The organism is Sulfitobacter sediminis, assembly GCF_040811725.1.
Classification (GTDB): domain Bacteria; phylum Pseudomonadota; class Alphaproteobacteria; order Rhodobacterales; family Rhodobacteraceae; genus Sulfitobacter; species Sulfitobacter sediminis.
The window spans coordinates 67909-93263 of the sequence record NZ_JBFNXX010000010.1 but is presented as its reverse complement, the minus strand read 5'-3'; the positions used below and the strand labels follow the sequence as shown (position 1 = coordinate 93263).

Genomic DNA, 25355 nt, shown 5'->3' with positions numbered 1-25355 from the left:
AGACGCCCTCACCCGTTTCTTTGGGGCGCTTATACCAGAAAACCGTATTTCCGCCAGCATTCGATTGGGTCGGCGACCATTGATCGGCAATCTCAGGACTTTGTTAACCACGAATGGTTCATTTTGCATGGCAGCCCCTCGCCGGGGCCGATATAACACCTGAAAACCTGGGCGCGGATTCTACCGCGCGAATGAGAAGACGACGGGGGATGTATGGCTGGCTCAGTGAACAAAGTGATCTTGATCGGCAATCTGGGCCGCGACCCGGAAGTCCGGTCGTTCCAGAACGGGGGCAAGGTGTGTAACCTGCGCATCGCCACGTCAGAAAACTGGAAAGACCGCAACACAGGCGAGCGCCGCGAAAAGACCGAGTGGCACAGCGTGGCAATCTTCTCCGAACCCCTGATCCGCGTGGCCGAGCAATACCTGCGCAAGGGCTCCAAGGTCTATATCGAAGGTCAGCTTGAGACCCGCAAATGGCAGGACCAATCCGGGCAGGACCGCTATTCGACCGAGGTCGTGTTGCGCCCCTACCGGTCCGAGCTGACCATGCTCGACGGTCGTGGCGAGGGCGGCGGCGGCGGCAATTACGGTGGCGGCTCCTCGGGCGGCGATTACGGCGGTGGCGGCTATGACAGCGGCGGTGGCGACTACGGCGGCGGCGGTTCGTCGCGCGGTGGCGGCTCCTCGCGCGATCTGGACGACGAAATCCCGTTCTGATGGCCCCGGCGCGCAGCGTCCGGGCGCTCACTGCGGCGGACGCCGAACAGGCGCTGGTGCTCTACAACGAACTGACCGTGGGACCGCCGGCAGATGATCCGGCGGTCTTTTCGTCGGTGATCGGGCATCAGGGTACTGAGGTGTTCGGAGCCTTCGAGGGGGACAGGCTGGCCGCGATGGTGACGTTGCACCTGCTCCCCAATGCGGTCTGGTCTGGCAGGCCCTACGGACTGATCGAAAACGTGGTGACGCGGGCGTCCCACCAGCGGCGCGGTTTCGGCCGGATGGCGATGCAGGCAGCCCTTGATGCAGCACAGAAAGCCAATGCCCACAAGCTCATGCTGCTGACCGGTGTCGGGCGTGATGCCGTGGGGTTCTACGAGGCGATGGGGTTTTCGGCCAGGGACAAGACCGGCATGGTCATCCGCTACCCCTGACGCTGTGCCAGCGCATCCCGCAGAACGTCCAGCACCGTGTCGCGCGGCACCTCCGAGGTGACGAAAGCCTCCCCGATCCCCCGCGCGAGAATGAACCGCAACCGCCCGTCCACCACCTTCTTGTCCTGTCCCATCAGGTCGAGCAGCGCCTCGGCCCCCGGCAGATCGCCCTCGATATCCGACAGGTCGGTCTTCATCCCCATCGCGCGCAAATGCGCGCGCACGCGGCTCGGTTCCTCCTGCGGGCACAGCCCCAGCCGTGCTGACAGTTCGAAGGCCAGCGCGCAGCCGATCGCGACGCCTTCGCCGTGCAGCAGCCGGTCCGAATAACCCGTCGCGGTCTCAAGCGCGTGGCAGAAGGTGTGCCCGAGGTTCAGCAGCGCGCGGTCCCCCTGCTCGGTCTCGTCGCGCATGACGATCTCGGCCTTCATCTCGACCGACCGACGCACGGCGGCAATGCGCGCTTTTTCGTCACCCTTTGCGAGCGCCGGACCATTCTCTTCCAACCACGCAAAGAAAGCAGCATCGCCGAGGAGCCCGTATTTCACCACCTCGCCATAGCCCGCGAGGAAATCGCGCGGGCGCAACGTGCCGAGGATGCCGGTATCGGCCAGCACCAGCGCGGGCTGGTGGAACGCGCCCACAAGGTTCTTGCCCTGTCGCGCGTTGATCCCCGTCTTGCCGCCCACCGAACTGTCCACCTGCGCCAGCAGCGAGGTCGGTATCTGAACGAAGCGCACGCCGCGCCGCAGGATGGCGGCGGCAAAGCCCACCAGATCGCCGATCACCCCGCCGCCAAGCGCCACGACCACGTCCCGCCGCTCGACCTGCTGGTCGAGCAGCCAGTCGACGCAGCGCTCAAGCTGCGCCCAGCTTTTCGTGGCCTCGCCGGGCGGCAGGCTCAGCGCCTCCATGGCAATCCCCGAGGCGTCGAGCCCCGCGCGCAGCGCGTCGAGGTGCAGGGCCCCCACGGTTTCGTCGGTGATCACAGCGACCCGCTTGCGGGACAAAAGCGGGGCCACATGCGCCCCCGCCGACCTGATCAGCCCCGGGCCGATCAGGACGTCATAGGCCCGGCCCGGCAGATCGACATGCACTTTCTCAAGCATCTTCGCGCTCCAACACATCCTTCCGCTCCACCAGCTTTGCGATCACCCGCTCGGCCATGGCGTCGATGCTCAGCGCCTGATCGCAGGAGACCGAGAGATCGGCCAGCCGGTAGATCGCCACGCGTTTTTCGTAAAGCGCGGTGAGCGTCGCCTTGGGGTCGGAAGTCCTCAGCAATGGCCGCGTGTCCTTGTGCTTCACCCGGTTCCAGAGCAGCTCCAGATCCGCATTCAGCCAGATCGCGACGCCTCGTTCGGAAATCATCTTGCGGTTCACTTCGGACAGATACGCGCCGCCCCCCACCGACAGGATCCCGTGGGTCGAGGTCAAAAGACGCGCAATCACCTCCGTCTCCCGGCGGCGAAAGAACGCTTCGCCGTCGCGCTCGAAAATCTCCGGCACGCTGAGGTTCGCCGCCGCCTCGATCTCGGCATCGCTGTCAAGGAACGGCACGCCAAGCTTTTGCGCCACCGCACGGCCCACTGCCGTCTTGCCGGCGCCCATCATGCCCACCATGACGACCGTCTTTTTCAGGTGGTATCTGGGGGCTGACGCTCGGTCATCGGCCATGGATTGCTCAATTTCTCTCATTTTTGCCTGAATGACGTGATCTTGGTCGAAAGGCCATATATAGATTGCACAAAGAGCGCGCAAAGAACAGGCAAAACCCATGGGTCGACTATTCAAGCTTCTGATTTTCCTCATTGTTGTGGGGTTCATCGGGCTGGTGGCCTATGCCTATGTCGGCCCGTTCTTCGGGGCCGAATTCGCGCCAGAGCAGACCGAGACGCGGGTGCCCGTGACACTGGGGACGGACTGAATGGTCCGCGTCGGGGTGGCAAGGCTGGCGGCGGCAGGACTGTGCGCCTGCTGGCTTGGCTTTCCCGTACCTCCGGCCGTGGCGGAAACCCAGGCGCCGCTTTCGGTCATCGACTGGCTGGGCGCCCAGGGAGGCCAAATCGCGCCTCAGCCGACCGCACTGGCCAATCCTGACGAGCCCCCTGTCGCCCGCACGGCGACGGTACCCGACGTCAACGTCACGCCCCTCGGCGAAGGTGGCCCGCGCCTGATCGGTCTGGTGCCCTCCAGCGTGACCGGCCTGCCCGAAAACCTCTGGACCGGCAGCGATCCCGCGCGGCTGGCCCGGCTCATCGCCGATCTGCCCGACCTGCAACTGCCCGCCGCTCAGGCCCTGCTCTATACCGTTCTGCTGGCCGAGGCGCGCGCGCCGGGCAACCGTCCCTCAGATGGCGACAAACTGGCGCTAGCCCGGGTGGAGAAGCTGGTGGCGCGCGGCGCGCTCGATCCCGCACTCTCGCTTGTCGAGCAGGCGGGTGTCACAACGACCCCTGCGCATTTCGAGCTGTGGATGCGCATCAGCCTGCTGACCGGGACCGAGGACCGCGCCTGCGCCGTGCTCGACGCGGCACCGCATCTGACGCAGGATTACGGCACGCGCATGTTCTGCGATGCCCGCGCCAGCCGCTGGGAGAATGCAGCCCTCACCTACGGCTCGGCGCAGGCGCTTGGCCTGATGCCGCCCGAGACGCTCGAGGTGATGGGCCGTTTCCTTGACCCGGAGACGGCGGACGGGCTGACCGCACCCGAAATCCCGCGCCAGATGGATCCGCTGACATTCCGCCTTTTCGAAGCGATTGGCGAGCCTGTGCCCACCGGAAACCTGCCCCGCCCCTATGCCGTCGCGGACCTGCGCGACATCGCGGGCTGGAAGGCCCAGATCGAAGCGGCCGAACGGCTGACACGCGCCGGCGCCCTGCCTGACAACCGCCTTCTGGGCCTCTACACCGATCGCAAGCCCGCCGCTTCGGGCGGCGTCTGGGACCGCGTCTCGGCCCTGCAACGGTTCGAGACGGCGCTGGCCTCCGGCAGTAGCGAGGCGGTGGCCAAGACATTGCCCGCCGTCTGGAAGGCCATGCAGGAGGCCGGTCTGGAGGTCACCTTCGCCGCGCTTTTCGCCGAACCGCTTGCCCCATACACGCTTGCCGGAGAGGCGGGCAATATCGCGGAGAAGGTGCAGCTGCTTTCCCCCGCCTACGAGGTGGCGGGGCGGCAGGCCCTGGAAAACCCGCTCGCCGCCCGGATCGCGCTTGGCGAAGCGCCGTCCAAGCGGCCCGGTGACGTGATCCCCGCCGCGATCCACGATGCTTTCACCGGCGCGCCGCCCCGCGCCGACCTTGTGGGCATGGTGGCCGAGGACCGTCTGGGCGAGGCAATCCTTCAGGTGCTAGACATGCTTCACGAAGGTGCGGGCGGCAAGGCGCGCGCGCTGACCGATGCGCTTGCAACCCTGCGCGCGCTGGGGCTCGAGGACACCGCGCGCCGGGCGGCGCTGCAGATCCTGCTGCTGGAGCGCTAGGGATGCAAACCGCCACCTTTCACTGGATATCGAATTTCCTCGAGGCACAGGCCGCCGAGCTCGGTGCCGCGACCAACACGCAGCTTGCCTACGGCCGCGATCTGAAGGACTTCGATGCCTACCTCGCGCAGCACGACCGGAATTTCGCCAATGCCACGCGCGGGGATGTGGAGGACTACCTTGTCTATTGCGACGCGAAGGGCCTTGCCAAATCCACCCGCGCACGGCGCCTGTCGGCCATCAAGCAGCTCTACCGCTTCGCCTTCGAGGAAGGTCTGCGCGAGGACAATCCGGCAATCCAGATCGCGGGGCCGGGACAGGACAAGCGCCTGCCGAAGATCCTCAGCGAAGAAGAGGTCGACCGCCTGCTCGACGCCGCCCGTGCCTCGGGCCGCAACCAGACGGACCAGCTGCGCAACATCTGCCTGATGGAATTGCTCTATGCCACCGGCATGCGGGTCAGCGAATTGGTCAGCCTGCCCATCGCCGCCACCCGGGGCGATCCGCGCCTGCTCTTGATCCTCGGCAAAGGCGGGAAGGAACGCATGGTGCCGCTGTCACCACCGGCCCGTGCTGCGCTGGCGGAATGGCTGGTCGTGCGCGACCGGCAGGACGAGGACAACCGGGTCAAGCGCAAGCCCGCCTCGCGCTTCCTTTTCCCCTCGGGCGGCAAGTCCGGGCATCTGACGCGGCACCGGTTCTACCTGCTGATCAAGGAATTCGCAGTCGCCGCCGGGGTCGAACCCTCCAAGGTCACCCCCCATACCCTGCGCCACGCTTTCGCAACGCATCTGCTGGCCAATGGTGCCGACCTGCGCGCGATCCAGACCATGCTGGGCCACGCCGACGTGGCGACGACCGAGATCTATACCCATGTGCTTGAGGAACGCCTGTCCGAACTGGTGCTCGAACGTCACCCGCTGGCCAAGGAAGGCACCCGCAAACCGGGCGGCAAGACATCCTCGGACGGCCAGTAACCCGTCAGCAGCCCGCGCCGGTAGCCTTCGGGCAAACCGGCCCGCGCCATGTCCGCCGCCGCCGCGTCCGCGTCATAGCTCAGCCGTCCGATACGCACCTCTCCGCCATCCAGGATCGCGTAGCGTGTCTGTTGCCGCCCGTCGTGGGGCGGCATGCCGATGACGCCCGCGTTGATCCACTGACCGCCGGGCGTATCGGTGATGAACGGAATGCCGCAATGCCCCGCGATGATGCGCTCCACCGGACCGATGGCCTTCGACACCGCCGCGAATTCCTCGGCAAAGACACCCGGCTCCGACACCGGCCAGATAAACCGCGCGACATCCGTGAGCCCCCCATGGATGACCGCATAGCGCGCGCCCTGATGCCGAAAGCTCAGGAGATTGGGCAGGCCCGCCATCCAGGCCGTATCGTCGGGTCCAAGCACCCGCCGCGCGTATCCGTACCAGCCAGCGCTCAGCAAATCGCAGGCGGTGCCCGCCTCGAAGCCGCAGCCGCAATCCTGCGCTCCCCCGCCCAACTGTATCTCGCAATTGCCTGCGACCACCGGGCAGCCAAGCGCCCGCATCCGCGCCACCGTCTCCACCGGCGCGCCGCAATAGGCCACCACGTCACCGGTGCAGATCATCTGCCCGGGCGGGATGTGGTGCCCTTCCGCCACGTCGACCAAGGCCGCCAGCGCCTGCGCGTTCGAATAGGGCCCGCCGAAGATCAACAGCGGCCCGTCCAGCACTCCCAGATCGCGATGCGTGACCAAATGCTCCCCGCCCTGCCCTTGAACGCCGGGGCGCGCGGCCCCATAACCCTATGAACCAACTTAAACCACGGACTTGGCACCAATGGAAACCGCCCCCGCGCTGATTGACGGCGCATTCTGGTTCAGCGCAGGCATCATCCTGTTCCTGCTGATCCTCTCCGGCTTCTTCTCCGGCTCGGAAACCGCGCTCACCGCCGCCTCGCGCGGCAAGCTGCGCACCCAGGCCGACAAGGGCTCACGCGGCGCGGATCGGGCGCTGAAAATCACCGAGGACAACGAGCGGCTGATCGGCTCGGTGCTTCTAGGAAACAACCTCGTCAACATCCTCGCGGCATCGCTCGCCACGGCCCTCTTTACCCGCCTCTTCGGCGAAAGCGGCGTGGCGCTGGCCACGTTGGTCATGACATTCCTCGTCCTGATCTTTGCCGAGGTGCTGCCCAAGACCTATGCCATCACCAATGCCGAACGCGCGGCCGCCCTTGTCTCGCGCCCCATCGGCCTGGTGATCCTCGTCTTCGCCCCCGTCGTCTCGGCGGTGCGGCTCTTCGTGCGTGGCGTCTTGCGTCTCATGGGCGTGCAGGTGGACCCGGACAGCAACATCCTCGCCGTGCGCGAGGAGATCGCGGGTGCCCTGCAACTGGGCCATTCCGAAGGCGTTGTCGAAAAAGAAGACAAGGACCGCATCCTCGGCGCGCTCGACCTGCGCGAGCGGGTGGTCGAGGAGATCATGCTTCATCGTTCCGGTATCGAAATGATCGACGCCGACAGCGATCCCTCCGACATCCTCAGCCAGTGTCTGCAATCAAACCACACGCGCCTGCCGGTCTTTCGCGACGATCCCGAGAACATCATCGGCGTGATCCACGCCAAGGACCTGCTGCGCGCCATGTACAAGCTCATTGGCGGGCCGGATGGCGATGCCTCGGCGCTGAAGAAATTCGACGTCTCTTCGGTCGCGATGAAGCCCTACTTCGTGCCCGAGACCTCGACGCTGGACGAGCAGATGCGCCAGTTCCTGCGCCGCCGCACGCACTTTGCTCTTGTGGTGGACGAATACGGCTCCCTGCAGGGTCTCATCACCCTCGAAGACATCCTCGAAGAGATCGTGGGCGAGATCACCGATGAATTCGACCCCGATGCCGACCATCCGCTGACCCCGGCGGAGGACGGGCATTACTACGTCGACGGCGCGATGACGATCCGCGATCTCAACCGCGCGACAGAATGGTCGCTGCCCGATGACGAGGCCAACACCGTCGCGGGTCTCGTCATTCACGAGGCGCAGATGATCCCCACCCCCGGCCAGGTCTTCAGCTTCCACGGCTTCCGCTTCGAGGTAACCGCGCGGGACGGCAACCGGATCACGCAGCTCAAGATCAGGCCGCTCTGACCCTTTCTTGCACCGGTTAAGCCAGCGGAAAGACTCGGGACGCTAGGCTCCCGCCGGACCGAGGGCGGTCCGGTGAAGAGAGCGGGAAAAGTGCGTGTCTTGTCCACCATAATCTGCGCCTGCGCACTGTGTTGGGCCCTTGCCAAAGGGGCAGTCGCCGGTTGTTCCGACCTGTTGCAGAGCATTGAACTGGCAGAGCGGAACTTTGGCGATGGGCAATCATCGCAGCCTGCGGAACTGCGGGCACTCAACACGACGATCAGCGGCATGAACAACGATGCGCTGCTTTTGGCGCTGAAGGGCTCGGGGCAGGCCTACGCCTTCGGCGATCTGCGGAACTTCCTGACCCAGCTGAAATTCCTGAGCGCTGCCGCGCATCAAGGCCGCTATCAATTCACCGACCAGATGGCAGAAGACCTGCGCCGCGCCCGGACCGTGGCCGACACCGCCTGCGGCAGCGCCACGTCCGCCGGAGCGGCAAGCAATGCGGCAACGCAGGGTGATGCAGCGACGGCGGCAAGAGGGACATACAAGTCACTCGAACTCGGGTCGCGGGAGAAACCCGTGCTGACACTGGCGCAGCGTGAATTCCTGCAGCAAAGCTTTCAGTTTGGTACGCTGGCCCGGCTGTTTACCGGGATAGCCGGTGCGGCAGCCCTCGCCTTGCTGGCCCACTACGGGCTGCTCGTGGCCCGGGTCCTGCGGCGCAACCGGCGGATTTGCGAGGTCCCGGCGGAACTGCACTGCATGATGGAGGCGGTACCTGGAAGAATCACCGTCCTGGGCCGATACGGCTGCGTTTTCACACCCGATGCGCCAGACCTTTTCGACCCCCTTGCCGGGATAAGCGCGGGCACCTATTGCACGGTCCGGCCGACCGACGCGGAACTGGGCGCAAAGCTCATGCGCGATCTGTCGGACGACTGCAGTCTGCTTTTCACGACGCCGCTCGACCTGCCCCAGATGCGCGACCTCCTTGCGGCGTCCGAGATACCGGCCCGCTACGATTTCTCCGTCATCAAGGGCACCAGCCGCGCAACACGCCGGTTCGGCATCGGGCGCATGCCGCAGGCGTGACAGGATCATGCCCTGAGCCGCGCCCCTGCCGGATCGAAAGGCGGCTCGGACAGGATCACCGCACGGTGCGGCCGCCCCAGCACCATAACCTCGACCGTGTCTCCTGCGGCGGCATCCTTCACGAACCCAAGCGCCAGCGACTGGCCCACGGAATAGCCATAGGCCCCGGAGGTCACCCGCCCGATGCCCTTGCCATCCTTGAAGATCGGCTCGCCGCCCGTGGCATCGGCATTCGATGCGTCCGTCTGTGCCGCATCGAGCGACAGGATCACCAGCCGCTCCCGCGCGGGCCTTGCCAAGGTCTCGGCCACCGCCGCCTTGTTCAGGAAATCCTTCTCCATCTTGCACAGCCGGTCGAGGCCCACTTCCTGCGGCCAGTATTCCGGCGAATATTCCCGGCTCCAAGAGCCATAGCCCTTTTCGATCCTGAGCGACATCAGTGCACGGCTGCCCACCGGCCCCGCGCCGTGTTCCTTACCCGCAGCGATCAAGGCGTCGAACAACCGCGCCTGATCCTCCGTCGCACAATGCAGCTCCCACCCCAGATCGCCCGTGAAACTGACCCGCAGGGCAAGGCAGCGCACCCCTGCCAGGTCGATCCATTGCGAGCGCATGAACGGAAAATCCGCCGTCGCCAGCGAAGCATTGGTCAGCCGCTGCAACAGATCGCGCGCCTTGGGCCCCGCGACGTTGAAGCCGCACATCGCCTCTGTCCGGCTCTCGAAGGTCGTCCCTTCGGGCAGCGGCACCGCGCGGAAGAACCGCTGGTGATAGCGTTCGGCCATGCCCGAGCCGATGATCCAGAAGTCATCCTCGGCCAGCCGCGTGACGGTGAAATCCCCGGCGATCCCGCCCCGCACACCAATCAGCGGCGTGAGGCACGACCGCCCCATCGCCTTGGGCATGGTGTTGGCAAAGAGACTGTTCAGCCATTCCTCCGCCCCCGGCCCCTTGCAGCGGTATTTCGCAAAGTTCGAGATATCGATGATGCCCGCGTTCTCCCGCAGCATCCGGCATTCGCGGCCTACCTGTTCCCACCAGCCCTGCCGGGTAAAGCCGTGGGTCTCATCCACCGCCCCCTCCGGGAAGCCGTAGTAGAGCGGGTGCTCCCAGCCATAGTTCAGGCCAAAGACCGCCCCCAATTTGCGCTGCGCGTCATAGGCGGGCCGCTGACGCATGGGCCGCCACGCCTGCCGTTCCTCGTTGGGGAAATGGATCTTGAAGCGGTTCGCGTATTGGTCGCCCACCCGCGCCTTGGTGAAAGCCGCATCCGCCCAGGCCCCGAAACGCGCCACGTCCCAGGCGAACATGTCATAGCGGCTTTCCCCGGTGACAATCCAGTCGGCGGCGAGCAATCCCATGCCACCCGATTGCGAGAACCCCGGAATGATCCCGTTACAGCAGAAATAGTTGCGCAACTCAGGCACCGGCCCGAACAGCACGTTGGAATCGGGCGACCAGATCATCGGCCCGTTGATCACCCGCTTGATCCCCGCCTCGCCCACCGCAGGCACTCGCGCGATGGCACGCATCATGTTGTCTTCGATCCGCTCCAGATCGTCGGCGAAAAGCTCGTGCCCAAACCCCTGCGGTGTGCCCTCCTCCGCCCAGAACCTGAGGTTCTTCTCGTAGGCGCCAACCAGCAGCCCCTTGCCCTCCTGCCGCAGGTAATACTCCCCGTCCCGGTCTGCGACCGACGGCAGCCGCCGATCCATCCCGGCGATCTCGGCGATGGTCTCGGTCACGAAATACTGGTGTTCCGTAGGTTGCAGCGGCAGTTTCAGCCCCGCCAGTGCCGCCACCTCGCGCCCCCAGAGCCCGGCGGCATTCACCACCCACTGCGTGGCGATATCCCCCTTCTCCGTCCGAACGATCCATGAGCCATCGGGTTGCTGCTCCGTCCCCGTGACCGGGCAGAACCGCACGATCTCGGCCCCGTTCTGCCGTGCCCCCACGGCATAGGCGTTCGTCACGCCTGACGGGTCCACGTTGCCCCCGTTTTCCTCGAACATAATGCAGCGGATGCCGTCGAAATCGACCAGCGGGTGCAGCGCCTCGGCCTCGGTGCGGCTCACCTCGCGAAAGGGCAAACCGTAGTATTTCGCCTTGGCCGCCTGAAGCCGCAACTGGTGCTCGCGCGCCTCGGTCTGCGCGAGGTAGAGCGATCCCGGCTGGAATACCCCGCAGCTTTGCCCCGTCTCGGCCTCAAGCGCGTTGTAGAGGTCCATGGTGTAGTTCTGAATGCGCGTGATGTTGTTGTTGTCATGCAGCCCGTGGATGTTCGCCGCCGCATGCCAGGTCGAACCCGAGGTCAGTTCCGACCGCTCCAGCAGCACCACGTCGGTCCAGCCCAGCTTGGTCAGGTGATAAAGGATGGAGCAGCCGATGACGCCGCCCCCGATGACTACGGCCTGGGCATGGGTGCGCATGTGAGGGTTCCGGTTAGGTGACGCGTTGCCCCGCAATCTGGACCCGCAGCCGCATACAAGAATGCCCGTTCACGACATGCGCCGTCGCCGCTGGTCAAGTCTGGCCGATCCGGGCGCTCACTCGGCTCCGGCGATGGCCCGCCCCACCGCGTCCTGCACATCCTCTCGCGCCGAAGACATCACCCGCTTGCGATCCGGGTCGAAGTCGATGGCATGGAGCGTGCGGCGCAGGAAGTCCTCGGCTGCCGCCCGTGCGGCGCGGCTCAGCCCCTCGTCGGGATGCCGCATCAGCCCCGACAGGATCGCCTGCAAGCGCTGCTGCACCTCAACCACCGACCGCCCGTCGCGCGCCAAAGCCCCAAAACCGTCGTCGATCAGGTCGCGCGGGTCCAGCGGCCGCACGTAGAGATGCTTGAGCTTGGTCTCCCGGTCTCGGCCTACCTCGTCCGAGTAATCCGACAGGATTCGCCCGATCCGGGTGATCACGTCAATCGCGGTCCCCGGATCGTTCACCCCCGGCGACAGCGCCTTGGACGCGACCTCGCCCATGACCACCAGCCCGAAACGCGGGTCCTGGTCGTAGGTGCGCAGATCGCCCATCACGATGCATTCGCGGATATCCTCCGCCAGCGTCTCCATGTCCGGGGCGTCGCCTTCGGCATCCTCGCGCCGGACCACCATCATCAGGGGCTCGTTGAGAAACACGAAATGCCCGATGTTGCGCGTCATGTAGAAATCCAGCCCCTTCGCCTTGGCAAGGTTGTTCAGCGCCTCGGGGTAGATGTGCTGGATGTAGCCGCTCTGGCTGGCGCAGACCGCCTCTGCCGCCTCAGGCACCTCCTGCGTCAGGGCATTGGCCCCCAAACAGGGGTTTTCCAGCCGGTCGCGGAACTGCGCACGCGTGACGTCTTCGATCTGGCGCGTTGTGTCGATGAGGCTTCCGAAGGTCTGCAAATGAAGCACCCAGCGGATAAGGTAGACGACGATCACCACGAGCACGATCACCGTCATCGCGAACAAAACCAGCGCCCGTTCGTCCACGTACACCCCCAGCTCGCGCAGGATGATGGCAAGCAGCGCATAGACATAGGCCCCGATGAAGACCGCCAGCGTGTTCTGCGTCGTCCGGTCCTGGATGATCAGCCGGTGCACCCGCGGCGTCCACTGGGTCGAGGACGAGCGGTAGACCGTCACCATCACCGTCAGAGAAAAGATTGTCACCGACAGCATCGCGTTGGCGATGATCTGCAAGAGCCGGTCGGCTGCACTTCCTGTAAGACTTGTCGCGATCTCCTCGGGGACCAGCGGTTCGATCAACTGCGTCAGCCCAAGGGCGACAAAAGCCAGCAGTCCCATGATCGACACGCGCACCCACAGCCTGCGGGCATATTCCCGCGCTTTGCGGATCAGGGTCATGGGGGCGAAGCGGCTGAGGTCCATAACCAGTGACATAGCATGCGACGGCCCGCCGCACAGGGCCGATAAGCATTTGATCACAAGCCATTACCGACACGACTTGTCGGAAACCCGCATGATGCACCCTCAGGCGGGCGGCAATGTCGGCCAGAGCAGTCAAGGAGCGAGCCCATGCAAACCACAACCCGCGTTCTGATCATCGGCGGCGGCGTCGTCGGGGCCTCCTGCCTCTACCACCTGACCAAGCTGGGCTGGTCCGACGTGATGCTGGTCGAGCGCTCGGAACTCACCTCCGGCTCCACCTGGCACGCGGCGGGCGGGTTTCACACGCTGAACGGCGACACCAACATGGCGGCGCTTCACGGCTACACCATCCGGCTTTACAAGGAGCTGGAAGAGATCACCGGCATGTCCTGCGGGCTACACCACGTGGGCGGCGTGACGCTCGCGGACAACCGCGACCGGTTCGACATGCTGCTTGCCGAACGCGCCAAACACCGGTTCATGGGGCTGGATACCGAGATCGTCGGTCCCGAGGAAATCAAGCGCATCGCGCCCGTCACCAACGTCGACGGCATCATCGGCGCACTCTACGACCCGCTCGACGGCCACCTCGACCCCTCCGGCACCACCCACGCCTATGCCAAGGCCGCGCGTATGGGCGGGGCCACGATCGAGACGCATTGCATGGTGCAGGAAACCAACCAGCGCCCCGACGGCACCTGGGACGTGGTCACGAACAAGGGCACGATCCACGCCGAGCATGTGGTGAACGCCGGCGGCCTCTGGGCGCGCGAGGTCGGCGCGATGGCGGGCGTCTATTTCCCCCTGCACCCGATGGAGCATCAATACCTCGTCACCGAACCCGTGTCGCTGATCGAAGAGATGATGGCCGACGGCAAGGAACATCCCCACGTCATGGACCCCGCTGGCGAAAGCTATCTGCGCCAAGAAGGCAAGGGGCTTTGCATCGGCTTTTACGAACAGAAATGCCGCCCCTGGGCCGTGGGCGGCACGCCATGGTCCTTCGGTCAGGACCTGCTGGCGGATGATTTCGACAAGATCGAGGACAGCATCGCCTTCGCCTACCGCCGATTCCCCGACCTGGAACGCGCGGGCGTGAAGAACGTGATCCACGGCCCCTTCACCTTCGCCCCCGACGGCAACCCGCTCGTGGGCCCCGTGCCCGGCATGCGCAACTACTGGTCCGCCTGCGGTGTCATGGCGGGCTTTTCCCAAGGCGGCGGCGTGGGCCTGACGCTTGCCCAATGGATGATCGAAGGGGAGCCCGAGCGCGACGTCATGGCGATGGACGTCGCCCGCTTCGGCGACTGGATCACCCCGGGCTACACGCTCCCGAAGGTCATCGAGAACTACCAGAAGCGCTTTTCCGTCTCCTACCCGAACGAGGAACTCCCCGCCGCACGCCCCCACCGCACGACGCCGATGTACGACATCTTCACCCAAATGGGCGCCGTCTGGGGGCAGCAATACGGGCTCGAGGTCGCCAACTACTTCGCGCAAGGGGATGAGCCGACCTATGAAACCCCGTCCTTCCGCCGCTCCGATGCCTTCGCGGCGACGGGCCGCGAGGTTATGGGCGTGCGCAACGGCGTCGGCATCAACGAGGTCCAGAACTTCGGCAAATACAGCGTCACCGGCCCGCGCGCCCGCGCATGGCTCGACCGGATCATGGCGGGCCGAATCCCCCAACCGGGCCGGTTGTCGCTCACCCCGATGCTATCGGAGAAAGGCAAGCTCATCGGCGATTTCACCGTCTCCTGCCTTGCCGAGGACCGCTTCCAGCTCACCGCGTCCTACGGATCGCAAGCCTACCATTTCCGCTGGTTTCTCAATCATCCGGAAGACGGTGTTCACGTCGAAAACATCTCGGATCGCCGTACCGGTTTCCAGATCGCGGGGCCGAAGGCACGCGACGTTCTGCAGGCCTGCACCCTCACCGACATCTCCGGCATGGCCTTTCTCGACGTGCGGGAAATCACCGTCGGCCAGACCGCCTGCATCGTTCAGCGCGTCAGCTACACCGGTGATCTGGGCTTCGAGATCTACTGCGATCCCATGGACCAGCGCGCCTTGTGGTCCACGCTCTGGACCGCCGGTCAGCCGCACGGCATGATCCCCTTCGGCATGCGGTCAATGATGTCGCTCCGCCTCGACAAGTTCTTCGGCTCCTGGATGGCTGAATTCTCGCCCGATTACACCGCCGCCGAAACCGGCCTCGGCCGGTTCATCAGCTTTGCCAAGAACGCCGATTTCATCGGCCGCGCAGCAGCGGAAGCCGAGCGCGCCACGCCACCCGCGCGGCTCCTCGTGGCCTTTGAGGTCGATGCCGACGACGCCGACGTCCACGGCTACGAGCCGATCTGGCTCGACGGCACGGTCGTCGGCTTCTGCACCTCGGGCGGCTATTCGCACTACGCGGGCAAATCCATCGCGCAGGGCTTCGTCCCCCGGGATCGCGCCACCAATGACCTTACGGTCGAGATCGAAATCCTCGGCCAGATGCGCCCCGCCCGGCGGCTCGTCACCCCGCTTTTCGACGCCGACGGCGCGCGGATGCGCGGATAGGTTTCTTCATCCGGTTCCCAAGCATAGACTGTCGCCCATGGCCCGGTTTTCCTTTCCGATCATCCTCCTTGCCGCGGGCAGTTCCAGCCGGATGCGTGGCCGCGACAAGCTGCTCGAGGAGGTAGACGGCGTACCGCTCTTGCGGCTCCAGGCGCTGAAGGCAATCGCGGCAAGCGGCGGCCCCGTTATCGTCGCCTTGCCCCCCGCGCCGCATCCGCGCTACGCCGCACTCAAGGGTCTCGACGTCGCGCTGGTCCCCGTCCCGGATGCCACAGAAGGCATGAACGCCAGCCTGCGCGCGGCTTTCGCGGCCCTACCCGGGGACGCCCCCTGCGCCATGGTACTGCTGGCCGATCTGCCGGATCTGACAGCCCAAGACCTGATGCGTGTGGGCGGCGCGGTCGATCTGCAAACCGACACGCTGGTCTGGCGCGGTGTGACCGAGACAGGCGCGCCCGGCCATCCCATCGTTTTCCGATCCGACCTTTTTCCTGTCTTCGCCAGCCTCACCGGGGACAGCGGCGGGCGCGAGGTGATCGCGCGGGCGAAGGGCCGGGTGAAGCTGATCCCGCTTGCGGGCACCCGCGCCCGCAATGACCTCGACACGCCCGAGGACTGGGCGGACTGGCGCGCGCAGCGCGAGGGAAGCTGAAGGGCAGCCCCGAGTTCGCCTAGCCCATCAGCAGCCGCGCCTCGTGCTTCTTCAGCGCGCGCCGGGCCGAAACATATCCTTCGATCCCCTCCGGCGTCGCAAGCCCCTGAAAAAGATCGAAAATCTCGCCCCGCTGCGCCTGCCCGACACCGGCAAGCGACATGTCCCCGGGCTGAAAGCTCTCCGTCCATGACCCGTTCGACAGGATCACCTCGTGATGATCGAAGAGCAGGTGAATGTAGGTCGTGGCCGAAACATGCACCCGGTCGACCCCCTTCATCCCCGTCAGATGCTTGGCCGCCACCAGCTCCTCGCGCTCTTCGAAGAAGAGCGCGCTCATGTCGCTGACGACAAGCACACGGTGGTTGGGCGACACCATCGTATCCCGCTCCGGCAGCCCCTGCCCCAGTGCGCCGCGCTGGATCAGCACCGGACGCATGTGCGGCGCCCGCTCGAACGCCGCGGCACTCATCCGCCGCGCGCCGACCCAGCGGATCTCCTGAATGCCGTTGTCACGGGTGATCACCCGGTCGCCTACGTGCAAATCCTCGACCAGCCGCTCGCCCTGCGGCGTGGCGATCCGGGTGCCGGGGGTGAAACAGGGCACCACGTTCTCGATCTCCTGAAAGACCAGCACCCGGTCCTCGGGGCGATTGTCGGCATCGAAATAGGTGACAAAGCCGTCCTCCCGGTCGTCCGACGTATAGGTCACCTCCAGCCGCCCGCCTTCGACAACCGAGCCGCGCAGATCGAGCGTATCGATATCCTCCGCCCCCGATCCGCCGTCCACGCTGTCGCCTGCGTTCACCCGGTCAAAAAGGTCGCGTCCCGCGCCGCCCGTCATTACGTCTGCCCCGAGGCCGCCGCGCAGCGTGTCGTCACCCTCGCCGCCCAGCAGTGTATCCTCGTCCGCGCCCCCGTCGAGCAGATCGTTCTCTTCCCCGCCATCGAGCAGGTCGCCGCCCGCGCCGCCGAAGAGCAGGTCATCGCCCCGCTCCCCGCGCAACAAATCCGCACCGGTGCCGCCGATCAGCGTGTCTTCGTCCTGCCCCCCGCTCAGGCTGTCGTCACCCCCGCCGCCCAGCAAGCTGTCGCTGCCGGTCATGCCAAAGATCACGTCGTCGTCGGTCTGCCCATCGATGGTGTCGTCGCCCGCCCCACCCAGAAGCGTATCGCCGTCATCCGCGCCAAAGATCAGGTCGTCGCCCCCGCCGCCATCGACAAAATCGCGTCCGTTCAACGGGTTGCGGTCTGGCGAAAAGAGCGCATCGGCGCTCAGCCGGTCGGGAATGTCGACCACATCGGGGATACGGTCCGGGTCATTGCCCGCAAAGATCGTGTCGTCGCCCGTGCCGCCCATCAGCGTATCGCTGCCCTCCCCCCCGACGATCCGGTCAGCCCCGGCACCGCCCGAGATGCTGTCCCGGTCATCCCCGGTCTTGATCGTATCGTCGCCATCGCCGCCGCTGACGCTGTCGCGGTCGTCCTCGGGGTCCACATCGGGCGCATAGCCCAGCGGGTCACGCTCTGGCGCGAAGGGATAGCCGCTGTCCGGGGCCAGATCGCCGCTCGCGGTGTCGATCTCGTCGTTGCCCGCCCCACCGCTGACCGTATCGCGCCCCGCCGCACCGATCAGCCGGTCGTCCTCGTCGCCGCCGCTCAAATTGTCGTCCCCCGCACCCGCCTCGACCGTGTCATTCCCCGCACCGGCCAGCACGATATCGTCGTCAGGCCCCTGCCCGCCGATCACCGCATCACCGCTGTCGATACAGTCGCCATCGGGATCGCCCGTATAGGCCAGATCGATCAGATCGTCCCCCTCCGTCCCCTCGACAATGCCGTCCCGCGCGCCCGGCGCGCCGACGTTGACGACCAGCAGGCCGGTGTCCGTCAGCGCCTCCGCATCGCCCTCCGGCCGGTCCGAGATCATGTAGGTGATCTCGGCCGGACCCGAGAAACCGGCCGCGGGCGTGAAATTCAGCGTCCCGTCTGGGTTCACCGTCACTGCGCCCGCCGCACTCATCGCGCCGACGACACGCAGCGCATCGCCATCGGGGTCCTGGTCGTTCGCCAGCACCGCGATGTTCTCGACCGGCGTGCCATAGGGCGTGCCGATGACGTCGTCCCCGGCCACCGGTGCGTTCTGCATTGCCCCGACCATCACCGTGACCTTGGCGCTGTCAGCGTTCATCTCGGGGTCCGTGACGCGGTAGGTAAACACCGCCGCGCCCGTGAAATCAGCATCCGGCGTGAACGTCACCGTGCCGTCGCCATTGTCCTCCACCGTTCCGTCGGGACTGATGAAATCACCGATCCGCAACGCCGTCCGGTCGTCATCCGGGTCGACATCGTTGCCCAGCAGGTCGATCACCACCGGCGTGCCTGCCGCAGTCACGGCGGTATCGTCCACCGCGACTGGCCCCTCACCGGACCTGTCATCGACGAAGGTCAGGTTGTCGATGGCCCCCGCCCCTTCCAGCCGAACCTCCATCCGGGCCACGCCCTCCACGAAAAGCTGGACCGTACGCTCGCCGCCCTCTCCGGTGGGATCGACGAAATGGTTCTCCATCACCGCCCCATCCGCGCCGTAGAAGATCATCCGCGTCCCCTCGCCCACCGGGTCGAGGATGTTCTTGAAGGACAGGCTCTTGATCCGCACATTCTGCTCGAAATCGAAAAAGATGCTGCCCCCCGCCGCGCTTGCGTCCGGGTTTGCGCCATCGCCGTCCTCGGACAGAATCAACATTCCGCCCAAGGTCCCCGAGGCGAGGCCGCGGTCATCGCCTGTCGGGCTCTCGCTGTCGAAGATCATCGCCTGCGCCACCGGATCGGTGGCCGAGACCCGCACACCGTCCGGGCGCAGGTAGTCGTCGTCGATCAGCGTGCCGGCGGGAAAGGCGTTGAAGTCGATGGTCCTGATCATCGGCTGAATCTCCTATGCAGCGGCAGGAAGGCAGCGTCAGACACGAAGCCGTGCCGGAACCAAAACGTGGTAACGAATGGGTTTTCTTTCATGCTGCGAATTGCCACAAACTCTCTTCAATTGCCTCTCACCCTGGAAACAGATTGCTTAATTTCGGCTTAACCATGAGGGGTTGCAGCGGGGCAGCGGCATGATCGCGGCGAAAAACACGGCCCTTTTTGAGAACAATTTTATGAGACGCCCCGCTCAGCCCCTGCGCGAAGGCTATCGTGGCGCAACGCCTGCCAAGGGCGGCATAGGCGGCAATCGAGCGGAAAATTGCGAAAGATCCAGCGGTCTCTGAGGACAGATATCTGGATGGTACCCAAGGCCGGACTCGAACCGGCACGCCCGAAGGCGGGGGATTTTGAATCCCCTGCGTCTACCATTCCGCCACTTGGGCACGCCTTGCGGTCTAGCGCGCCGCGTCGCAGGCGGCAAGATCAATTTGCCGGAGGATACGCTGTGCGGGCTTGACCCTGCGCAAGCGACATGGTGTTGCAAGGGGACGAAATTCGGGCAGCCATATCATGCTGAAAAGCCTCTACGACTGGACCATGGGCCTTGCCCGGCACCACCACGCCCTCTGGGGACTGGCGGCGGTCTCTTTCGTGGAAAGCTCCTTCTTCCCGATCCCGCCCGACGTGATCATGATCCCGATGATCGTCGCCCGCCCCGACCGCGCGTTCCTCATCGCCTTCGTCGCTCTTGTTTCCTCTGTCCTCGGCGGGCTGTTCGGCTACGCCATCGGTGCCTTCGCCTATGAGACCATCGGCCAGCCGATCCTCGCCGCCCTTGGAAAGGCCGACGCGATGGAGGCCTTCTCGGACCGTTTCAACGACGTAGGCTTCTGGGCGGTGCTGACAGCGGGGGTGACGCCCTTCCCCTACAAGGTCATCACCATCATGTCAGGCTGGACGGCCATGCCCCTGGGGACCTTCATCGCCACCTCTATCCTCGCGCGCGGCCTGCGGTTCTTCATCGTGGCAGGGCTGCTGTGGCGCTTTGGCGCACCCATCCGGGAGTTCATTGAAAAACGCCTCGGCCTGATGTTTACCCTCTTTGTGGTCCTCCTCCTGGGCGGTTTCATGGCGATCAAGTTCCTATGACACGCAACTCCCTGATCCTCCTCGCCACCCTCGGCTCTGCGGCCCTCCTGCTCGGCGCATGGGGCTTTCAGCACATCGGCGGCCTTGCCCCCTGCAAGCTCTGCATCTGGCAGCGCTGGCCGCACGGGGCCGCGGTTCTCATCGGCGCAATCGTCCTCGCAGGCGGCCCACGCCTTCTGGCCTGGCTGGGCGCTTTGGCTGCCGCAACCACAGGTGCCATCGGTGCCTATCACGCAGGCGTGGAATGGCGCTGGTGGGAGGGCCCGACCTCCTGTTCAGGCGGCGGCGCCGACCTCGGCGCAATGGACGGCAACGCGCTTTTGTCGCTCGACACCCCCACCGGTGTCGTGATGTGCGACGAGATCGTCTGGCAGTTCCTCGGCCTCTCCATGGCCGGCTGGAACGCGGTGATCGCCTTCGGCCTCATGGCCCTCTGGATCGCTGCAGCGCGCCGGGCTTAGCCCGCCTTTCGCGTTTTCAACAACAGGTTCGTCTCGCTCGCCACGATCCCGTCAAGCCGCCTGATCCGGGTCAGCACCGCGTCGAACGCCTCCAGCGTCTCCGCACCGATCTCCACGATCACATCCCAGCGTCCGTTGGTCGAATGCACCGCCCGCACCTCGGGCAAGCCACCCAGCTGCCGGATGATGCGCTCCGCACCGCGCCCCTCGATCCCGATCATCATCAGCCCGCGCACCGGATCACGCAGAACATCGGCGCGCGTCAGCACCGTGAACCCCACGATCTCGCCCCGTTCCTGCAACCGCGCGATCCGCGCCCTGAGGGTGGTCCGCGACACGCCCAGAGCGGTGGCGAGGTCCGACAGCGGCACCCGCGCGTCGTGACGCAGGGCCGCGATGATTCGACTGTCCAAATCGTCCAAGCATTCCTCCAATATGATCAGACTATGCACGTTACGGCCAAGATGATCCCTTGTCGATGGCCAGATGCGCACGATATCCAGCAGGCAACCCTATACGAAAGGACATCCCATGACGGCACAGCACTGCATCCTGATCGGCGCGCCCATGGACAGCGGCAAGACCCGCAAGGGCTGCCTGATGGGCCCCGACGCCTACCGCACCGCGCGCCTGCCCGAAGCACTGCGCACCCTCGGCCACACGGTCGAGGACCGCGGCAACGTTGCGCCCCGCCCCTTCACGCCCAAGGATCACCCCAAGCTCATCGCGCTCGAGGAAACCATCGCCTGGACCGAAGCGCTCGCGGATGCCGCCGAGGCCGCCATGGCCGACGGCACCCCGATCTTCATGGGCGGCGATCACGCGCTCTCACTCGGCACCGTGCTAGGCGTCATGCGCCACGCTGAAAGCGTCTCGCGGCCCCTCTTCATCCTCTGGCTCGACGCCCATACCGACTACCACACGCCCGTCACGACCGAGAGCGGCAACCTCCACGGCACGCCCCTCGGCTATGTGACAGGCCGCCCCGACTTCGATGGCTTCCCCGCCATCGGCACGCCCGTCCCGCAGGAAAACGTCGCCATCATCGGGCTGCGCTCCGTCGATCCGGCCGAACGCGCGGACCTTCAGGAAACCGCAATCACCCATGTTGACATGCGCGAAATCGACGAGAACGGCATCGCCCGCCCCCTACAGGCCTTCCTCGACCGGGTCGAAGCCGCCAACGGCCTTCTGCATGTCTCCCTCGACGTCGACTTCCTCGATCCTTCCGTAGCACCTGCCGTCGGCACCACCGTGCCGGGCGGTGCCACGGTACGCGAAGGCCACCTCGTCATGGAAATGCTCCACGACAGTGGCCTGATGACCTCGCTCGACCTCGTCGAACTCAACCCCTTCCTCGACGAACGCGGCCGCACCGCACAGCTGATGGTCGACCTCGCCGCCTCCGCCCTCGGCCGCCGCGTCTTCGACCGGCCCACCCGCGCCTTCTAAGGACCGCTCACATGCCCGCCCTCACCCCTTCCGACAAGGCGCTCGTGCCCTTCGTCTCTGTCGATCACATGATGAAGCTCATCCACCACATCGGCGTGGAAGAGATGATGGCCGGCATCGCCGATTACATCGAGGCCGATTTCAAACGCTGGGAGCTTTTCGACAAGACCCCCCGCGTCGCCAGCCACTCCGAGAAGGGCGTGATCGAGCTCATGCCCACCTCGGACGGCGATGTCTACGGCTTCAAATACGTGAACGGCCACCCCTCCAACACCAAGGCGGGCCTGCAAACCGTCACCGCCTTCGGCCTTCTGGCCGAGGTCGCCTCGGGTTACCCCGTGCTGCTCAGCGAAATGACCCTGCTGACAGCACTCCGCACGGCGGCAATGTCCGCCCTCGTGGCCCGCGTCCTTGCCCCCAAGAACGCCCGCTGCATGGCGATGATCGGCAACGGCACCCAGTCGGAGTTCCAGTCGCTGGCCATGAAACGCATCGTCGGCATCGAGGAAGTGCGCCTTTACGACATCGACCCCGCCGCCATCCGCAAATGCGCGGCCAACCTCAAGGGCCAGGGCCTGCGCGTGACCGAATGCACCTCCGCCGAGGACGCGATGGAGGGGGCCGAGATCATCACCACCTGCACCGCCGACAAGCAATACGCCACGATCCTCACCGACAACATGGTCGGCAGCGGCGTACACATCAACGCCATCGGCGGCGACTGCCCAGGCAAGACCGAGCTTGCCCCCGCGATCCTGCACCGCTCCGCGATCTTCGTGGAATATCCTGAACAGACCCGGATCGAGGGCGAAATTCAGCAACTCGCCCCCGACCACCCGGTCACCGAGTTCTGGCAAGTTCTGACCGGTGCCGCCAAGGGCCGCACCAGCGACAGCCAGATCACGCTTTTCGACAGCGTGGGCTTCGCGGTCGAGGATTTCTCCGCCCTGCGCTACGTCCGCGACCGCATCGCGGGCACCGATCTCTTCCACCCCCTGGACCTGCTGGCCGACCCTGACGACCCGCGCGACCTCTTCGGCATGCTGCAGAGGGCCAAGGGTTAGGCCCTCTCTGGACACGGCCCATCCCAAACCCGCTCTGAGATGGAGCCGCCCTTGCTTGAGCATCAGGCGGGCGGAAGGACGGCGGCTTGCCAAGGGAAATCGCGGAGGGACCCGGCTCTGCCGGGATACCGCTATTTCCCTTGGGAAGGCGGCGGCCTTCTGCCAGACAGGGGATCAATCAAGGGCGGGTCCGTCTCTGAGATGGTGGGTCCCGCAGCGCCCGCACCACCGGCCACAATCACACCGTCAACAACTTCGCCGAACCGGCGAAGAGCCCCCGTCAGGGGCGCGATGAGCCCCGCCTCAGGCCTCCAGCTCCGCATCCCAGTAGAGAAAATCCATCCAGCTCTCGTGCAGATGGTTCGGCGGGAACTTCCGCCCCATGTTGCGCAATTCCTCCGCCCCTGGCTGGCGCGGCGGTTTGCGCAGGTGCAGCCCCGTCCGGTGCAGCGGCTTCGAGCCCTTCTTCAGATTGCAGGGCGAACAGGCCGCCACCACGTTCTGCCAGGACGTCACCCCGCCGGCCGAGCGCGGCACCACGTGATCAAAGGTCAACTCCCCCCGCGCGCCGCAATACTGGCAGCGGAATTCGTCCCTCAGAAATAAATTAAAGCGCGTGAAGGCCACGCGCTTTTGAGGTTTCACATAGTCTTTCAACACCACGACCGAGGGTATCTTCAGCGCCATCGTCGGGCTTCGGACCACATCGTCGTATTCGGCCACGATATCGACCCGGTCCAGCCACTTGGCCTTGATCGCTTCCTGCCAGGGCCAGAGCGACAGCGGATAGTAGCTGAGCGGCCGGTAGTCCGCGTTCAGCACCAGCGCGGGCCGGTGTTTCAGCCCCGCGGGCTGCCGGGTGAATTCGGTTCTGAAATCGCCATCCATGTGACTGCGTCCTCTGCCCCTTTTATTCGACTATATCTCGTGGTTTTGCTCTGGCAAGACAAAGCTTGGCACAAGATGTCGCGGACAGACCTAGCGGCGATACGTAACTGTTTTTTGACAGTTTCCCGATGCGCGGGCTCAGAGGCTCAGCTTGTCCCGCATGAAGGCCAGCGCCACGCTCAGCCCGTCGGGCGCGATGCCGTGCCCGGTGCCTTTCATGATATGGGCATAGACGTCCTGCCAGCCCGCCTCCTGCAGCGCTTCGGCCGCCTGTGGCAGCGACTGGGGCGGCACCACGTCGTCGGCATCTCCATGCACCAGCAGCACCGGTGGCCTGACCCGCGCTTCCTCCGCCAGCGTCTCTGGGTTCAGCAACCGCCCGGAAAAAGCGACGATCCCCGCCACCGCATCCTCGCGGCGCGGTGCCACGTGCAGCGCCATCATCGTTCCTTGGGAAAAGCCGAAAAGCACCACCTGCTCGGGCAGCACGTCCTCGTCCACCATCAGCGCATCGAGAAAGGCGTTGAGATCCACCACCGCCTGCTCCATCCCGCGCATCGATTCCTCTTCCGAAGACCCGTCGATCCAGGGGATCGGGAACCACTGGTAGCCACCCATCATGCCAGGCACGTTCTCGGGCGCATCGGGGGCCACGAACATCGTGTCGGGCAGATGCTCGCCCAGTGGATCGGCCAGCCCCAGCAAATCCGCACCATTGGCCCCGTAGCCATGCAGGAAGACAACGATCGACCGGGTCTCCCCCGATTTCGCCGCGCGGCGCTCTGCGTTCAATACACGTGTCATCACAGCCCTTCCCTGTTCTTCATCACCCGGTAGTAGGCAAACAGCGCGCGGGCTGCAACAGACCGCCAAGGCGACCAGTCCTGTGCCATCTCGGACAAGGCCTCCGGGCGCGGCCTCTCGCGCAGACCGAATAGTCCCTCGGCTGCAACCTGAAGGGCCAGATCGCCTGCCGGAAAGATATCCGCCCGGCCCAGACAGAACATCGCATAGACCTGCGCCGTCCATGGCCCGATCCCGGTGATTGCCGTGAGCCGCGCAAGGACCGCCGCATCCGGCATCGAGCGCAGCGCCGCGTAATCGACCTCTTCTTCCGCAAGAATCAGCGCATACCGCGCCTTGGGCCGGCTGAGCCCCGCCGCGCGCAACCCTTCGTCGCCCGCCGCAAGAACCGCATTCTCCGAGGTCAGCCCCCCTTCCACCATCCGCGCCCGGATCGCATCGGCAGAGGCCACGCTGACTTGCTGGCTGATGATGATATCGAGCAGCCCCGCGAACCCGTCCGGCCGCAACCTCAAGGGCAGCGGCCCGCAACGCTCAAGCGCCTCGGCAAACCGCACCTCCCGCGCCGCAAGCCACTCGGCCCCTTCGGCGACATCCGCCTCGCAGCGGATCACCCTGCCTTCCGCCGTCACTGCACCTGCCACGTCATGCGCCCCATCCCGCCCAAGTCCCGCATCCCCGCGACC

General features: G+C 65.6%; 23 protein-coding genes and 1 tRNA gene. 13 read left to right on the top strand and 11 right to left on the bottom strand.

Annotation, left to right across the window (positions count from 1 at the left end):
* Nucleotides 1–213: 213 nt before the first annotated feature.
* Nucleotides 214–720 carry a single-stranded DNA-binding protein gene (locus AB2B41_RS14030; protein ID WP_367878432.1) on the top strand — a complete coding sequence of 169 codons (507 nt, stop codon included), beginning with the start codon at nt 214–216 and terminating at the stop codon, nt 718–720.
* Nucleotides 720–1157, top strand: a complete 438-nt coding sequence (locus AB2B41_RS14025; RefSeq protein WP_367878431.1) for a GNAT family N-acetyltransferase — start codon at nt 720–722, stop codon at nt 1155–1157. Before AB2B41_RS14030 ends, AB2B41_RS14025 begins: the two co-directional genes overlap by 1 nt.
* Here the strand turns inward: AB2B41_RS14025 and aroB are convergent.
* Together aroB and AB2B41_RS14015 are read right to left on the bottom strand one after the other, a co-directional pair.
* Nucleotides 1148–2266, bottom strand: a complete 1119-nt coding sequence (gene aroB / locus AB2B41_RS14020) for a 3-dehydroquinate synthase (RefSeq protein ID WP_367878430.1) — start codon at nt 2264–2266, stop codon at nt 1148–1150. The genes AB2B41_RS14025 and aroB overlap by 10 nt on opposite strands.
* Nucleotides 2259–2834, bottom strand: a complete 576-nt coding sequence (locus AB2B41_RS14015) for a shikimate kinase (protein WP_367878429.1) — start codon at nt 2832–2834, stop codon at nt 2259–2261. Before AB2B41_RS14015 ends, aroB begins: the two co-directional genes overlap by 8 nt.
* A 100-nt stretch (nt 2835–2934) precedes the next feature.
* Here AB2B41_RS14015 and AB2B41_RS14010 point away from each other — a divergent pair, with 100 nt between their 5' ends.
* The 3 genes from AB2B41_RS14010 to AB2B41_RS14000 are packed head-to-tail and all read left to right on the top strand — an operon-like array spanning nt 2935 to nt 5618.
* A complete protein-coding gene (locus AB2B41_RS14010) occupies nt 2935–3084 on the top strand; it encodes a hypothetical protein (RefSeq protein ID WP_367878428.1) in 150 nt (49 codons plus the stop codon).
* A complete protein-coding gene (locus AB2B41_RS14005) occupies nt 3085–4641 on the top strand; it encodes a hypothetical protein (RefSeq protein ID WP_367878427.1) in 1557 nt (518 codons plus the stop codon).
* Nucleotides 4642–4643: 2 nt separating this feature from the next.
* The gene (locus tag AB2B41_RS14000; protein WP_367878426.1) at nt 4644–5618 is read left to right on the top strand and encodes a site-specific tyrosine recombinase XerD; all 975 of its coding nucleotides are present in this window, start codon (nt 4644–4646) and stop codon (nt 5616–5618) included.
* On the opposite strand, the gene AB2B41_RS13995 is transcribed toward AB2B41_RS14000, so the two are convergent.
* Nucleotides 5555–6376, bottom strand: a complete 822-nt coding sequence (locus tag AB2B41_RS13995; protein ID WP_367878425.1) for a metallophosphoesterase family protein — start codon at nt 6374–6376, stop codon at nt 5555–5557. The genes AB2B41_RS14000 and AB2B41_RS13995 overlap by 64 nt on opposite strands.
* 82 nt (nt 6377–6458) lie before the next feature.
* On the opposite strand from AB2B41_RS13995, the gene AB2B41_RS13990 reads away from it, so the two are divergent.
* Both AB2B41_RS13990 and AB2B41_RS13985 read left to right on the top strand, forming a co-directional pair.
* The gene (locus AB2B41_RS13990) at nt 6459–7766 is read left to right on the top strand and encodes an HlyC/CorC family transporter (protein WP_367878424.1); all 1308 of its coding nucleotides are present in this window, start codon (nt 6459–6461) and stop codon (nt 7764–7766) included.
* 174 nt (nt 7767–7940) lie between these two features.
* Nucleotides 7941–8843, top strand: a complete 903-nt coding sequence (locus AB2B41_RS13985; protein ID WP_367878423.1) for a hypothetical protein — start codon at nt 7941–7943, stop codon at nt 8841–8843.
* A gap of 5 nt (nt 8844–8848) precedes the next feature.
* On the opposite strand, the gene AB2B41_RS13980 is transcribed toward AB2B41_RS13985, so the two are convergent.
* A complete protein-coding gene (locus tag AB2B41_RS13980) occupies nt 8849–11272 on the bottom strand; it encodes a GcvT family protein (protein WP_367878422.1) in 2424 nt (807 codons plus the stop codon).
* Between the two features lie 117 nt (nt 11273–11389).
* Nucleotides 11390–12688: a DUF2254 domain-containing protein gene (locus tag AB2B41_RS13975; protein WP_367878421.1), complete on the bottom strand. Its 1299-nt coding sequence runs from the start codon at nt 12686–12688 to the stop codon at nt 11390–11392.
* 171 nt (nt 12689–12859) lie between these two features.
* Between AB2B41_RS13975 and AB2B41_RS13970 the strand changes: the two genes are divergently transcribed.
* Both AB2B41_RS13970 and AB2B41_RS13965 read left to right on the top strand, forming a co-directional pair.
* Entirely contained in the window at nt 12860–15277 is a 2418-nt protein-coding gene (locus AB2B41_RS13970; protein WP_367878420.1) for a GcvT family protein, read from the top strand.
* A 37-nt stretch (nt 15278–15314) separates the two neighbouring features.
* Nucleotides 15315–15929 carry a nucleotidyltransferase family protein gene (locus tag AB2B41_RS13965; protein ID WP_367878419.1) on the top strand — a complete coding sequence of 205 codons (615 nt, stop codon included), beginning with the start codon at nt 15315–15317 and terminating at the stop codon, nt 15927–15929.
* Between the two features lie 19 nt (nt 15930–15948).
* On the opposite strand, the gene AB2B41_RS13960 is transcribed toward AB2B41_RS13965, so the two are convergent.
* On the bottom strand, nt 15949–18852 hold the full coding sequence (locus tag AB2B41_RS13960; protein WP_367878418.1) for a Hint domain-containing protein: 2904 nt from the start codon (nt 18850–18852) through the stop codon (nt 15949–15951).
* 358 nt (nt 18853–19210) lie between these two features.
* Nucleotides 19211–19294, bottom strand: a tRNA-Leu gene (locus tag AB2B41_RS13955).
* 127 nt (nt 19295–19421) lie between these two features.
* Between AB2B41_RS13955 and AB2B41_RS13950 the strand changes: the two genes are divergently transcribed.
* A complete protein-coding gene (locus AB2B41_RS13950; RefSeq protein ID WP_367878417.1) occupies nt 19422–20000 on the top strand; it encodes a YqaA family protein in 579 nt (192 codons plus the stop codon).
* Complete coding sequence (locus AB2B41_RS13945; RefSeq protein WP_367878416.1) at nt 19997–20461, top strand: disulfide bond formation protein B; 465 nt, start codon at nt 19997–19999, stop codon at nt 20459–20461. Before AB2B41_RS13950 ends, AB2B41_RS13945 begins: the two co-directional genes overlap by 4 nt.
* Here AB2B41_RS13945 and AB2B41_RS13940 read toward each other — a convergent pair.
* The gene (locus tag AB2B41_RS13940) at nt 20458–20883 is read right to left on the bottom strand and encodes an Lrp/AsnC family transcriptional regulator (RefSeq protein ID WP_367878415.1); all 426 of its coding nucleotides are present in this window, start codon (nt 20881–20883) and stop codon (nt 20458–20460) included. The genes AB2B41_RS13945 and AB2B41_RS13940 overlap by 4 nt on opposite strands.
* A 109-nt stretch (nt 20884–20992) precedes the next feature.
* Here AB2B41_RS13940 and rocF point away from each other — a divergent pair, with 109 nt between their 5' ends.
* Together rocF and AB2B41_RS13930 are read left to right on the top strand one after the other, a co-directional pair.
* Nucleotides 20993–21913, top strand: a complete 921-nt coding sequence (gene rocF, locus AB2B41_RS13935; protein WP_367878414.1) for an arginase — start codon at nt 20993–20995, stop codon at nt 21911–21913.
* Nucleotides 21914–21924: 11 nt separating this feature from the next.
* Complete coding sequence (locus AB2B41_RS13930) at nt 21925–22977, top strand: ornithine cyclodeaminase (RefSeq protein ID WP_367878413.1); 1053 nt, start codon at nt 21925–21927, stop codon at nt 22975–22977.
* Nucleotides 22978–23280: 303 nt separating this feature from the next.
* Here the strand turns inward: AB2B41_RS13930 and AB2B41_RS13925 are convergent, their stop codons facing one another.
* From AB2B41_RS13925 to AB2B41_RS13915, 3 genes are all read right to left on the bottom strand, one after another.
* The gene (locus AB2B41_RS13925; RefSeq protein ID WP_367878412.1) at nt 23281–23865 is read right to left on the bottom strand and encodes an HNH endonuclease; all 585 of its coding nucleotides are present in this window, start codon (nt 23863–23865) and stop codon (nt 23281–23283) included.
* Between the two features lie 138 nt (nt 23866–24003).
* Nucleotides 24004–24669: an alpha/beta hydrolase gene (locus AB2B41_RS13920; protein WP_367878411.1), complete on the bottom strand. Its 666-nt coding sequence runs from the start codon at nt 24667–24669 to the stop codon at nt 24004–24006.
* Nucleotides 24669–25313 (bottom strand): DNA-3-methyladenine glycosylase family protein, encoded by a 645-nt coding sequence (locus tag AB2B41_RS13915; RefSeq protein ID WP_367878410.1) that lies wholly within the window; start codon nt 25311–25313, stop codon nt 24669–24671. The genes AB2B41_RS13920 and AB2B41_RS13915 overlap by 1 nt, the downstream gene beginning before the upstream one ends.
* Between the last annotated feature and the right edge of the window lie 42 nt (nt 25314–25355).